This window comes from Acinetobacter sp. UC24323 (assembly GCF_024151445.1).
GTDB lineage: Bacteria > Pseudomonadota > Gammaproteobacteria > Pseudomonadales > Moraxellaceae > Acinetobacter > Acinetobacter baumannii.
Window position 1 is genome coordinate 117,491 of sequence record NZ_JAHIBY010000012.1, and the last position, 13,076, is coordinate 130,566.

The 13,076-nt window shown below is 37.6% G+C and carries 13 protein-coding genes; 7 read left to right on the forward strand and 6 right to left on the reverse strand.

Annotation, left to right across the window (positions count from 1 at the left end):
• The first annotated feature begins 2 nt into the window (after window positions 1-2).
• The 4 genes from creC (at window position 3) to KNQ97_RS15910 (ending at window position 3,628) form a co-directional block, all read left to right on the forward strand.
• On the forward strand, window positions 3-1,469 hold the full coding sequence (creC, locus tag KNQ97_RS15895) for a two-component system sensor histidine kinase CreC (RefSeq protein WP_000021644.1): 1,467 nt from the start codon (window positions 3-5) through the stop codon (window positions 1,467-1,469).
• 75 nt (window positions 1,470-1,544) lie between these two features.
• Complete coding sequence (gene creD, locus KNQ97_RS15900) at window positions 1,545-2,939, forward strand: cell envelope integrity protein CreD (protein ID WP_103235816.1); 1,395 nt, start codon at window positions 1,545-1,547, stop codon at window positions 2,937-2,939.
• Between the two features lie 56 nt (window positions 2,940-2,995).
• Window positions 2,996-3,199, forward strand: a complete 204-nt coding sequence (locus tag KNQ97_RS15905; protein ID WP_000285049.1) for a hypothetical protein — start codon at window positions 2,996-2,998, stop codon at window positions 3,197-3,199.
• 75 nt (window positions 3,200-3,274) lie between these two features.
• Window positions 3,275-3,628 (forward strand): RidA family protein, encoded by a 354-nt coding sequence (locus tag KNQ97_RS15910; RefSeq protein WP_002125126.1) that lies wholly within the window; start codon window positions 3,275-3,277, stop codon window positions 3,626-3,628.
• Window positions 3,629-3,775: 147 nt separating this feature from the next.
• Here the strand turns inward: KNQ97_RS15910 and KNQ97_RS15915 are convergent, their stop codons facing one another.
• The 4 genes from KNQ97_RS15915 to KNQ97_RS15930 all read right to left on the reverse strand — a co-directional run bounded on the left by KNQ97_RS15915 (window position 3,776) and on the right by KNQ97_RS15930 (window position 8,994).
• The gene (locus tag KNQ97_RS15915; RefSeq protein ID WP_002125146.1) at window positions 3,776-4,276 is read right to left on the reverse strand and encodes a DUF2726 domain-containing protein; all 501 of its coding nucleotides are present in this window, start codon (window positions 4,274-4,276) and stop codon (window positions 3,776-3,778) included.
• Window positions 4,277-4,589: 313 nt separating this feature from the next.
• Window positions 4,590-6,968 carry a YgiQ family radical SAM protein gene (locus tag KNQ97_RS15920; RefSeq protein ID WP_000102049.1) on the reverse strand — a complete coding sequence of 793 codons (2,379 nt, stop codon included), beginning with the start codon at window positions 6,966-6,968 and terminating at the stop codon, window positions 4,590-4,592.
• Between the two features lie 214 nt (window positions 6,969-7,182).
• Window positions 7,183-8,442, reverse strand: coding sequence for an esterase-like activity of phytase family protein (locus KNQ97_RS15925; RefSeq protein ID WP_253612440.1), 1,260 nt, complete (start codon window positions 8,440-8,442; stop codon window positions 7,183-7,185).
• A gap of 147 nt (window positions 8,443-8,589) precedes the next feature.
• Window positions 8,590-8,994 (reverse strand): helix-turn-helix domain-containing protein, encoded by a 405-nt coding sequence (locus KNQ97_RS15930; protein WP_000350995.1) that lies wholly within the window; start codon window positions 8,992-8,994, stop codon window positions 8,590-8,592.
• Window positions 8,995-9,075: 81 nt separating this feature from the next.
• Here KNQ97_RS15930 and KNQ97_RS15935 point away from each other — a divergent pair, with 81 nt between their 5' ends.
• From KNQ97_RS15935 to KNQ97_RS15945, 3 genes are all read left to right on the forward strand, one after another.
• Window positions 9,076-9,561, forward strand: coding sequence for a DUF2938 domain-containing protein (locus KNQ97_RS15935; RefSeq protein WP_253612441.1), 486 nt, complete (start codon window positions 9,076-9,078; stop codon window positions 9,559-9,561).
• A 16-nt stretch (window positions 9,562-9,577) separates the two neighbouring features.
• Window positions 9,578-10,144, forward strand: coding sequence for a flavodoxin family protein (locus tag KNQ97_RS15940; protein WP_253612442.1), 567 nt, complete (start codon window positions 9,578-9,580; stop codon window positions 10,142-10,144).
• 305 nt (window positions 10,145-10,449) lie between these two features.
• Window positions 10,450-11,058, forward strand: a complete 609-nt coding sequence (locus tag KNQ97_RS15945; protein WP_000667181.1) for a lytic transglycosylase domain-containing protein — start codon at window positions 10,450-10,452, stop codon at window positions 11,056-11,058.
• Between the two features lie 55 nt (window positions 11,059-11,113).
• Here the strand turns inward: KNQ97_RS15945 and cysK are convergent, their stop codons facing one another.
• Both cysK and KNQ97_RS15955 read right to left on the reverse strand, forming a co-directional pair.
• Window positions 11,114-12,112, reverse strand: coding sequence for a cysteine synthase A (cysK, locus tag KNQ97_RS15950; protein ID WP_000102359.1), 999 nt, complete (start codon window positions 12,110-12,112; stop codon window positions 11,114-11,116).
• A 206-nt stretch (window positions 12,113-12,318) separates the two neighbouring features.
• Window positions 12,319-12,861, reverse strand: coding sequence for a GNAT family N-acetyltransferase (locus KNQ97_RS15955; RefSeq protein ID WP_001159723.1), 543 nt, complete (start codon window positions 12,859-12,861; stop codon window positions 12,319-12,321).
• Window positions 12,862-13,076: the final 215 nt, after the last annotated feature.

A 13,076-nucleotide genomic window follows, 5' to 3' on the forward strand; every position in this document is an offset into this window, starting at 1 on the left:
CAATGTCCATCTTTATCCGCATTTGGTTTTTCTTTAGCTTAGTGGTGGTACTGAGCCTAAGCTTTATTGCTTATACATTAAACCAACAGGTCAAACCAAATGTCCGCCAAGTGGTCGAAGATACACTTGCTGAAAATGCCAATATTATTGCCCAACTGATTGCAGAGGATGTAGCACAAAAACAAGTTAGTACGCCCGAATTTGATCAAAAAATTCAAGCAGCATTATCTCGCCAACTGAATGCTACAATTTGGCAGCATAAAAAAGATGAAATTAATCAACAGCTTTATATAACAGATCAGCACGGCATAGTAATCTACGACTCAGAAGATCAAGCCATTGGGCAAGATTATTCAAAATGGAATGATGTTTATTTAACCCTACAAGGTAAGTACGGTGCACGTTCTACTGCAACCACACCTTATGACCGAAACAGCAGTGTAATGTATATCGCTGCGCCGATTATCTACAAACACCAATTAATAGGTGTAGTCAGTATTGGTAAACCAAATCAATCCGTGCAACCTTATATTACACGTGCAGAACGTCAACTGATTTATCAAGCGCTGTGGATCGCTGCACTCAGCTTATTACTTGCAAGCATGGTGGCATATTGGTTAAGACACAGTATTGATAAAGTACGTCGTTATGCTCAAGCACTAGCACCTGTCAATCAAGCTCCATTTTTTTATTCTGCAAAAGAGCTGAACCAAGTGACTCAGGCGCTCAGTGAAATGCGAGAGAAACTCGAAGATCGTGCTTATGTCGAAAATTATGTAAATACTCTGACCCATGAATTGAAAAGTCCACTCACGGCGATTCAGGCCAGTGCAGAACTATTACAAGATGATCTGCCCTTAGAAGATCAACAACAATTTGCTGCACATATTGTTGAGCAAAGTCATCGCTTACAATCTTTAATTGAACGTATGCTATTGCTCACACGTTTAGAGAAGAATCAGCATGTTTTAGAGTTTCAAAATATTGATTTATCAAAAGTGATTCGAGATTGTTTGATACAACAACACAGTGCTCTCCAAATTAAACATCTCCAATTAGAGGTGAATCTTCCTGAGCATTACATAATCTATGCTGATCCATTTTGGCTTAAACAAGCCATCAATAATCTTTTAGATAATGCAAGAGACTTTTGCTCTGAACAAGGTCTTCTCACCATTCAAGTCAGGAAAAATACTGTCACTGATGGCATTGAAATTCTGTTATTCAATGAAGGTGAAGCCATTCCTGAATATGCCTTAAATCGTGTCTTTGAAACCTATTTTTCATTACCACGTCCGCATAACCAGCAAAGAAGTACAGGTATCGGACTAAGTATCGTGCAGCAGATTATCCAACAGCACCAAGGTCATATCACTATTCAAAATATCCCTGAAAATTATTTGGATTTTTTAAAGCAACACAAATCGGGGGTATTGCTAAAAATTTTACTTCATCAAAACTTCACATAAGCTTCAACTGCAACTCATTTAAAACGCATATCGATTCGAGACACTGGTCATATCAGAATGACAATGGAATCCACTATGCGTAGAAACTTTATCAATCTTAAAATAGGAGCGGTTTTATTCCTAATTTTGATTTTTTATATTGGCCTCTTTTTTATTTCAAGCTTGGTAGATGAACGCCAAAGCTATCAACAACAAGTAATTCAAGACATTGCAAAAGAACAAATTCGCCCCCAACAAGTGATCGCACCATATTTAAAAATCCCTTATCAAGTTCAAACCATATGTACCGATGAGCAAAAGAAAACTTACGCTTGTATCCAAACATTATTTGTCACCCTAGGGGCAGAATCAACGGACTGGAAAGCTCAGTTTAAAGTTTCTGATAACACTTACAAACGCAATATGTATAAAGCAATTAGCTATCAAAATCACATGTTAGGTAAAGGTGTATTTAAAGGCACAATGCTTGAATCACAACGCAACTATCTTTGGGATCAAGCTGAAATCATTTTTCCTATCCAAGATGCTCGCGGTCTAAATACCAAACCAATATTTAATATTGATGGAAAAAATTATAAATTTGACTTTTCTGCACAAAGCCAAGGTCAACATGGCTTTGATCTTCTTCATATCACCAGCAAGCAATATCCTGAACTGATCCTAAAATTGCAAAAAGGTTTTAGCTTTAGTCTGCAATTTGATTTAGAAGGTTTAAGCGAATTTGCCTTTGTTCCAACCAGTTACGAGATGACCTACCAAGCTAAAGGCAATTGGGGAGATGTCAAATACGATGGTCAAAGTTTGCCTTTTAAGAAACTGAGCAAAAAACAATTCTTTGAAGCTGACTGGAAAAATATTGCTTTAGGGAAACGTAATTTAGATCGTCTCTCAACCTGTGCAAATAGTCAGTGTTTTTACCAAGCTGTAAATACTCAAAGCAATCTGATCAGTAATGTTGACGCTGCTTATGCTGCTTCAAATACATCTTCAAACAACATTTCTGGTATTTCAACGCAGTTTTTAGAACCCGTTAATATTTATACCCGAACTGATCGTGCCATCAAATATGGCATTATGGTGATCATTATTACCTTTGGTTGCTTCTTCTTATTTGAAGTATTGAAAAGTCTTAAAATTCATCCTATTCAGTACGCTCTGGTGGCTATGGCACAAGGTGTATTCTTTGTTTTGCTTTTATCTATAAGTGAATATTATGCTTTTGGCCTAGCCTACCTCGTTGCGGCAGTTGCATGTATTGGCTTGATTACTTGGTATTTATACTTCGTCGTTCAAGGTTTTAAAGCCGCTATACTCTTCGGTGTTTTGCTCAGTGCTTTATACGGCATGATGTATCTATTACTACAATCCAGCGGCAAGACCTTCCTTTTTGGCTCTATTCTTTCGTTCATACTAATTGCATGTGTCATGTACATCACACGCCATGTTAATTGGTATCAGTCCGAACAATAGCGCATCTAAATCTATCGGATAAAGTTAAATTTTTATATTTAAATTAGGATCTTACCATGTATCAAACGACCAAATCAGCTTTAAGTCAACTCAAACAATTGTGTCCAAATCAAAGCTCCGTTGCAGCTTGCTTGAATCAGCTTCGGCGCGCCAAAATCCAATTTTTAAATTTAGGTAATATTATTGTTTGCCCACAATATCGCTCTATTCTTATTTTCAAACAGCGTAAATTAATGGAAATAGAAACTTTTTCAGCCTAATTTAAAGAAATTTACACTGCATTAGAATTGTATCAAGTACAATCTTTTCTATCGTTTTTATATCAGGTAAAACTTATGTCTGTGCAGCGTTTACACGTTACTTCACGCTACTGCGAAGTTGCGATTTCAGGTAATTTGGTACACCTAGCTGGGCAACTCGCAGATGATACAAACGCAGATGTCACAGGGCAGACTCAACAAACTTTAGCTAATATTGACCGTCTATTGGCAGAAGCTGGAACAGATAAAACCCATATCCTTTCTGTCATGATTTTTTTAAAAGATATTGAAAAAGATTATGCAGCAATGAATGCGGTTTGGGATGCATGGATTAGCGAAGGGAACCCACCAGCACGTACATGTGTAGAATCAAAACTCTATGCGCCAGATGTACTTGTAGAAATGACGGTTGTTGCGGTACTTCCATAATTTTTATAATTATAAATCCAGATAAAATTGAGCAATATCTTGGGTGATATTGCTCAATTTTTTAGTAATTTTAAAATTTTGAATTTCAGCATTTTATTCAAATCTTCTTAAATGAGCTCTCAGATCAATTCTTCTAATGTCGAATTTTTAAGGCTTCACAAAAGCGTTTGACATTCTTTCTAGCTGGGGTGTCGCATGCAAAGTTGCTAATTCTGATTCAGGACTCAATAAGTCTCTTCTTAGGTCATGATAATCAGGCACACTGCTATAATGAAGCACACGATAGCCAGCCAATTGTAATAGGCGACGCTCATATTGTTGATGTGCTCGGCGTAAACCACTTTCCTCAAGCATAACCACTACAACAACCTGATAATTTTGATCAAGCACAACAAAGTCAGCTGTCATATTTTGATATTTGCGACGAGTGTGAGCATATTTCGTTGTTAATAGTGCATCAAATGAAACATGAGCTAACACAGTAAATTTAGGCAATACTGTCTGTAAACGAGTTAATGTCATTTGTTCATGACTACTTAACACGGCACGGCGCTTTAAAGCACTGTCTTGTTGATGCTTTCTTGAGAGGCTTTTCGCCGCCATAACAACGGTCAAAAATAGTAATAAGATTGTAATTAAATAGTACATGGGTCCATCCTTTAAGTTTTTTATAATGATTTTGCTAGATCACGCTTTGTTTTAATTGATAACGACACAGCCGTTCTTTAAAAGGTTCACTTAGTAATTTCACTTGTAGTTATCAAGCTTGGCTTAAATTTAGCCACCCTCACATTATTTATAAACACAGACTCAGCAACAATCAAGTGCAGCTCGTCAGATTTTTAGGATTTATCATTTTTCATTACACTTTTTACATAAAAAATGCTCAGAAATCTCACCATATGATTTATCAACTCACTTTAAAAATTAAAAAGGCTCTTAAATAGAGCCTTTTTTATCGTTATCCACGAGCTTTTGATTTTGGTTTACTTTTACCACCAAATGGTCTTTTTTCACCTGTCTCACGAGGTGGTAGACCCGTATGTTGAGTCAGTACCTGCCCTTTTTGCGGTCGTTTATGCTGATTTTTATTTTGAACTGTTTGACCTGAACGCTTCACTGAATCGCCCGCAACAGTCGAGTTCTTCTTACGAGCAGATTTATATTCTCCTTCCGCCCCTTTCGGTTGATAAGTTGGAATTAAATGTTGCTTTGAATTACCAATTAAATCAGCACGGCCCATTTCTTTAAGTGCTTCACGAAGTAATGGCCAGTTATTTGGATCGTGGTAACGTAAGAATGCTTTGTGCAGACGACGGCGTTTTTCACCTTTTACAATGTCTACATTTTCAGTGTAACGCGCCACTTTTGCGAGTGGGTTTTTCCCTGAATAATACATGGTTGTCGCAGTTGCCATCGGTGATGGGTAGAACGTCTGTACCTGATCGGCACGGAAACCATTCTTCTTCAGCCAGATCGCAAGATGCATCATGTCATAATCAGAAGTACCTGGGTGTGCAGCAATAAAGTAAGGAATTAAATATTGCTCTTTTCCTGCTTCTTTACTAAAGCGATCAAACATTTGTTTGAAACGGTCATACGTACCAATACCCGGTTTCATCATCTTAGATAAAGGGCCTTGTTCAGTATGCTCTGGTGCAATTTTTAAATAACCGCCAACATGGTGTTGTACCAGCTCTTTGACATATTCAGGATTCAATACTGCAAGGTCATAACGTAATCCCGATCCAATCAGAATCTTCTTCACCCCTTTAATCGCACGTGCTTTACGATAAAGCTGTACTAAAGGTGCATGATCGGTATGCAAGTTTTGACAAACACCCGGATATACACAAGAAGGTTTACGACAGTTCTTCTCAATTTCAGGATCTTTACAATGCAAACGGTACATGTTTGCTGTTGGACCACCTAAGTCTGAAATAATACCGGTGAAGTTCGGCGCTGTATCACGAATTTTCTCGATCTCACGTAAGATCGAATCTTCCGAACGGTTTTGGATAATACGGCCTTCATGTTCTGTAATCGAACAGAATGTACAGCCACCAAAACAGCCACGCATAATATTGACCGAGAATTTGATCATATCAAATGCAGGGAAACGCGCATCTCCATATGCAGGATGCGGCAAACGTGCATATGGCAAATCAAATACATAATCCATTTCCTCTGTGGTTAGAGGAATTGGAGGTGGATTGATCCAGACATCACGCTCACCATGACGTTGAACCAAAGCACGTGCATTACCCGGGTTGGTTTCAAGGTGCAAAATACGGTTTGCATGTGCATAAAGTACTTGATCATTCGCCACTTCTTCAAAAGAAGGTAAACGAATTACAGCCAATTCTCGCGGAGGTAACTTGTGTTTAATCGCTTTTGACTGAGCAGGCTTTAGCTGAACAATCTGAGTATTTTCATCAAGTTGGTCGCCTTCACGTACAATCGGATTTGCAACAATTTCTTTTTGAAAACCTTGATATTGAGCTAGTGTGTTGCCTTTATCTTTCTCAATTTCACAACCATCAATATCTTCAGTCATGACATATGGGTTAATAATTGGGTCAACACGCCCAATCGTATCTACATCATTACTGGCAATTTCAACAAATTTTGCTTTAGCCGCTTTGTTATGTTTATTAATAATAAATGCTGTACCACGAACATCTGTAATCTCGTGGATTTTTTCACCTTTAGCCAAACGGTGCATCACATCAATAATGGCACGTTCACCATTACCATACATAAGCATATCGGCTTTTGAATCCATCAAAATTGAACGACGGACTTTGTCTGACCAATAATCATAGTGCGCAATACGACGTAAACTACCCTCAATACCACCTAATAGTACAGGTACATCTGGGAATGCTTCACGACAACGTTGGCAATAAACCGTTGCCGCACGGTCAGGGCGTTTATTTGGTTCGTTATTAGGAGAATATGCATCATCCGAACGGATTTTACGATCTGCCGTATAGCGGTTGATCATCGAATCCATATTGCCCGCAGTCACTCCCCAAGCAATCGTTGGCTTACCCAATACACGGAAACTTTCAACATTGGTCCAGTCTGGCTGTGCAATAATACCGACACGGAAACCTTGCGCTTCCAATACCCGTCCAATCACACCCGATACAAATGATGGATGATCAATATAAGCATCGCCACAGACTAAAATAAAGTCACACGCATCCCAGCCGAGTTGGTCCATTTCTTCTCGTGACATCGGCAAAAATGGCGCTGGTTCAAAACACGACGCCCAATATTTGTCGTAATCAAACAACGCTTTTGGCGCAGTTTGCATAGTATAAGCGGTAGACATGGCTTGCGAATCTCGGCTAGCAGATGGAGGAGAGACATCTAAAGATGAAAGCCGATCATTTTAACATGAATTTCATTCATTTTCCTTGTTTATAAAACACGCGAAAACAACAATATAGAAATTAATTTGATTAAAGTTTACTCAATATTTTATTCTTAGATTAAATACGGCGGAATAAAATCCGCCGCAGATCGAACTCATTTATTTATATGACTTAGAAGAGAGCTTTTGGTAAACGAATCTGAATAATCTCGTTATCATCGGCCAACTTTGCATTACGTCCCGTCGACCCAGGGAAGTTATTATCATTGAAAACCGTCAGTGTTGTACCATTTTCAATAATTACATCTTCAATGGTTTCAAATGGGAAGGCAAAAACCTGTCCCGTACCAATATCCCCTGCTCTAGCTGTGCCATACAACATATTCGGATTAGCAATTTTAATTAAATCGACTAAGTCTTCGCGGCTGACCAGCTGGCCTGACTCATTTAATTTAATACGAATTAATTTTTTATAACCGCCTAAATTATTCTGCGTGGCATCACGTTCAATAATAATACCCTCATTATTATTAAAGAGTTGGAAATCACCAATATTGGTAGCTTTACTGTCTAACTGGAACCAATAATATTTTCCTGTATACGCTTTTTTCTTCAGGTCAAATTGAGAAATCAGCAACTGTCTTTCTGTTTCCCGAATTGATTTAATTGGCTTTTCTATAAGCGGATAGAGATATTGTCCATCTGGTGAAATCGCCATTCCTTCGAAACCGCCACTTTGTTGAACAAGAGGTTCCACAAAATTAATTTGTGCTTTATTAAATTGATTTTGTGGTGAACGTAATTCTTGAGTTGGATTTAATGGATTTGGTAAAGGAATCGGAGCGTCTAAAAGTACACCATCTGCTGAGAAATGGAGTAAATATGGACCAAATTCATCTCCAATCCAGTAGGTCCCATCACTAGTACGCTGCATCGACTCTGGGTCAAAATCAGCACCCGTTAATAAACGCTCAGGTGTATTACCATTGATGATATTAAATGGAATTAATTTATTCGGATCACGCAGTTGGATAAAACTTTGCACAGTGACTTGACTAGTGCCTTTAGTTTTAGTTTTGAAATCAGGCTTTATTTTATAAATACGAAGTAAAAAGTCTGATGAATTATCTTGAGTCCCAAAACCGTTATCGGCCATTGCCATATAACTGCCATCTTCATTTTTTAATGCAGCAGAAAATCCCTGTACAGGTTGACCTTTAAACGGAGGATAAATTCCATTTGCACCTTTCACATATGCTCCTGAGTCTGGTCCAGCAGCATAAGTTTCTACAGGTAACTTAGCAAAAGAAATTAGAGTTGGTTCGGTAACGTTTTCAGTAGGTGAAGTTTGATCTTGATCGTTATCATCGTTACATGCCGTCAATCCTAAACTGGCACAGCATAATAATACGATTAAAGTTTTTTTGCTCATGATTTTATACAGTTGGTAAAAAATTAAGCAAATTTAATCAAGCTTATATGAAGTTTTTGCTTCAAAAATATGAAATCTTTATGGCGAAAATATGACAAGCCTATTGTTTAGTACCCAATAGAAAACTGAACTTGTTAGTAAAGCTAATTAAAGTTTTGTTGGCTGATATTCTCCAGCAATTGCTGCTTTTAAAAATTTTTGGAAAGTTGGACATTCCATATGATTTTCAGCAGGACATACAGCAGCGTGTTCTAATCCTTGGCTGATAAAATGCAATCGCTTTGCCATTTGCTCTAATTGTTCAGCTTTATCTTTTAGTTTTTGACGGTCAAGATCAGGCTTACCATCTTGCCCAAACATTGTGGCAATTTCATTTAAAGAAAATCCTGCAGCACGACCTAAAGCAATTAATGCCAGTTGATCAATTACTTGTTTGCCATACTGCCGACGTAAGCCTTGCCGCCCTATCGATTTAATTAGTCCTTTCTCTTCATAAAAACGTAGGGTAGCCGTTGTGACTTTTGCCTTCTTAGCGACTTCACCAATATCCATAATACCCTCTTGACTTCAAGTGAACTTTAATTTGCACAATAAATTTATCACGTTTCATACGTATAAAAGCAAGGTGTAAAAATGAATACATCCACTCTGTTCTTTCAAGCTTTATGTCTTGGTATTGGTGCAACCATCGTTATGAATATATGGCTGTTAATACTAAAAATATTTAAGGTCCCGACTTTAAACTTTGCCTTTCTTGGACGTTGGGTGGGCTGGATATTTCAAGGAAAACTCGTCCATCAATCTATTGCTAAAAGTACCCCAATAAAGGGGGAATATTTATTCGGCTGGATTGCTCACTATAGTGTCGGGATTATCTTCGCATTGAGCTTTCTTTTAATTGTAGGTTCGACTTGGCTCGACCACCCTCAGTTTTACTCAGCACTACTGTTTGGTTTGGTCACCGTTCTTATTCCTTTTTTTATTATGCAACCAGCTATGGGTAGTGGTTTTGCCTCATCAAAAACACCTCATCCTTTTTTGAACTGTCTGAAAAGTTTGCTGAACCATAGTGTTTTTGGCTGTGGTTTATATCTCACTGCAAAACTATTTCAAATTTAAATAAAGGGAAACTTCCATGAAAACTGTTGCCATTATTTACCATAGCCGCCAAGGCCACACTCAATTTATTGCTCAGCAAATTCAAATTGGCGTCTTGAGCCATCACAATATTAAAGCAGATTTACTCAATGCCGAGGATCTTATCGAGCGCTCAGGAATTCTTATCCAATATGACGGATTAATTTGGGGATCTCCCACTTATTTAGGTGGTGTATCTTCCAAGTTAAAACAGCTCATGGATACAACTGGTCCATTATGGAAAAAACAAAGTTTTAAAGGAAAATTAGCGGCTGGGTTTACCGTTTCATCTCTTCCTGCTGGTGATAAACAATCCACACTAATTTCAATTTTTACTTTTTGCATGCAACACGGCATGTTATGGGTAGGTAACCCAATTCTACCAGAACAGCATCAAGGTGTTGCCTATACACAAGCAGCTAACCGACTCGGTTCATGGTCAGGTTTAATGGCTCAGGCTGAACATGCTAGTAATGCAGATGGTTTTGATGAAGGAGATATTAAAACTGCTCAACAATTTGGTGAAAATTTTGCATTAACCTTAAATGCTTATCAAGGGACTTAACACCATAGTTGAAAAATACCTGTAAGTTAAAACGTACAAAATTTGGGGTTATTAACGGATATTCAACTTGAGTATTTTTTCATACTATATAAATCATAGAGAGACAGGAAGTCTCATTGAAGAAGAATAAGAACGCAGGAAGCGGTAGTTGACAGGAGTTAGCTACATAAAGCTGAATACGAAGAAACCTCGACAGGATGTCGGGGTTTTTTCATTTCAATAATACAAAAATCTTACTTTCTGGTTGGGCTGAGCAACAGAACTTATATTGATCCAATAAATACGGCTGAATACCATCATTTCATTTGAAATTTGATTATTGGTTTTGTATTTTGCTTACCTCATCTCTAGCTCAAGATCATTTTGCACCATCACAATTACAGCGCCTTAGTCTCAAATTTTTTATTATTGCGTTGATGACAATAATGACGGGATGTACAAGTTTAGGCCCTAATAGCGGTTCATTTTCTTGGCGCTCAAGTAAGCTTTCGTCTGGCTTACAAAAAGCTTATTCCGTTCCGCCAAGTACAGCAAATCGCCTATCTCCAATGATTATTCAGAGCGCTGATAGATATAATGTTCCACCGCTTTTATTGGCAGCCGTGATCAGGCAAGAGTCTAGCTATAATAGTAATGCTCGCTCTCCCACCGGGGCTATTGGGTTAACACAAATTATTCCCAGTTATTGGCAACAAACTTGTGCTGGTAACTTGTATGATGAATCTACCAACATCCAATGTGGTGCTTATATTTTAAATCATTACTATCAGACAGCAGATAGCTGGTTCAAAGCGACAGCATATTATAATGTTGGTCCAACAGGATATGAACGAAGTTTCTGGACACGCCACAAAGCAAAAAAATATGCTCGATCTGTGAAACGTCATCAGAAAACTTTAAAAAGTGCTTTATAAATTAAGATTAAATAAAAAAGCCCATTTATTCATGGGCTTTTTTATATGGTTAATTTTATTCGTCAAATAAACCTTCAAATAAAACAGAAGATAAATAGCGTTCCCCACTGTCTGGAAGAATAACAACAATTGTTTTACCTGCATTTTCAGGACGTTCTGCAATTTTAGCCGCTGCTGCCAATGCAGCACCACTTGAAATACCCACTAAAATACCTTCTTGGGTGGCACAATTTCTCGCCCATTGAATTGCTTCTTCACTACTCACTGGTATGACTTCATCAACCAGATCTAAATCAAGATTCTTTGGAATAAAGTTTGCTCCAATTCCCTGAATTTTATGCGGTGCGGGTGTAATGTTCTCACCATTTTTTGTTTGAGTAATAATTGGAGACTCAGCTGGTTCAACTGCTACTGAGTACAATGGCTTATTCTGAACTTGTTCAAAATAACGAGAGATACCCGTAATCGTACCTCCTGTACCTACACCAGCTACCAAGATATCAACTTGCCCACCTGTTGCTTGCCAGATTTCTGGTCCCGTCGTATCAACATGAATTTGTGGATTAGCTGGGTTTTCAAACTGTTGTGGCAAGAAATAAATTTCTGGCTGTTCAGTTGCTAATCGCACAGCTTCATCAACTGCACCTTTCATTCCCTTCGCTGGTTCTGTTAGGACTAAATTGGCACCGAGTGCTTTTAACACTTTTCTACGTTCAAGGCTCATACTTGCAGGCATAGTTAAAGTAATGGAATAACCTTTTGCCGCCGCTACGAACGCCAATGCAATACCAGTATTACCACTGGTTGGTTCAACAATATGCATGCCTTCTTTTAGCACACCACGTTTTTCCGCATCTGCAATAAGTGCCGCTCCAATACGGCATTTCACAGAAAAAGCTGGGTTACGACTTTCTACTTTGGCTAATACAGTTGCATCAGTTTTAATCAAACGATTAATACGTACTAAAGGAGTATTACCAATAGCTTCTGCATTATTTGAATAAACTGCGATACCTAAATTATTGGGTGTTGGGAATTGTGGATCAGTAGACATGTTATATCCTTATTAGATTTGGAATGATTCTGAATCATTATAGGCTTGTCAGTTAAACAGGAAAGTAGAAAAAGTGAAGTAAAATAAAAAATGGAATTTACATTAAAAATAAAAAGATATAAAAATAGTAAAATCAAATACTTAAAATATATAGTATCCAATCTAAAGTAAACTTTCGCTACAGCATTAAAGCCCAAGTATAATTACTACCAAAGTTCACCTTCTCGCCAATCTGCACAAATAGTGTCCTCTTCTGAACTATTTGATAGCTGGTCTTTCATCTGAATATTTAAAGGATATAGCATAATTTCATACTGATCCGTTAGATAACTACAAGTGTTTTGTTTGATAAATAAATTTCCTTTCCAAACAGTCCATCCTAATTTTTCATAAAATGCTTCATCTTCTGGTTGTAATGCAGCAAGCCCATATTCCAGATGAGTTAATGTCTCTACTAAATATTTTAATAATTGTGTTGCAAGCCCCTTACCTCTCATCGTGTAATCAGTGGTCACATACTCTACATAAGCAGTTTTCACATCGGAACTACCATTTATGGTAAAAACTCTATCCGTCCATAAGGCATGTGAGACAATTTGATTGTTTAATATACCAACGACATGAATAGCTTTTTGCATAAAAGCATATTGACTCCAAGGATCTTCATCAAAAGCAGAAAAACATAACTCAGCAATCTGATGACGTTGATTCTTATCTAGATCTTGGGCTGCGATAATTTTGAACTGCATAGATGAAAACTCAATTTGAACTATTTATAAATTAAGCAAATATTGGAATATTATGAAATTATTCTTTTTAGTTTTAACAATTCTTTATTAATTGATTTCTTGCAATAAAAAAACACCCCAACCTCTTTTGAGATTGGGGTGTTTGGAATAATGAGCTGGCGATGACTTACTCTCACATGGGTAATCCCACACTACCATCAGCGCTAAGAGGTTTC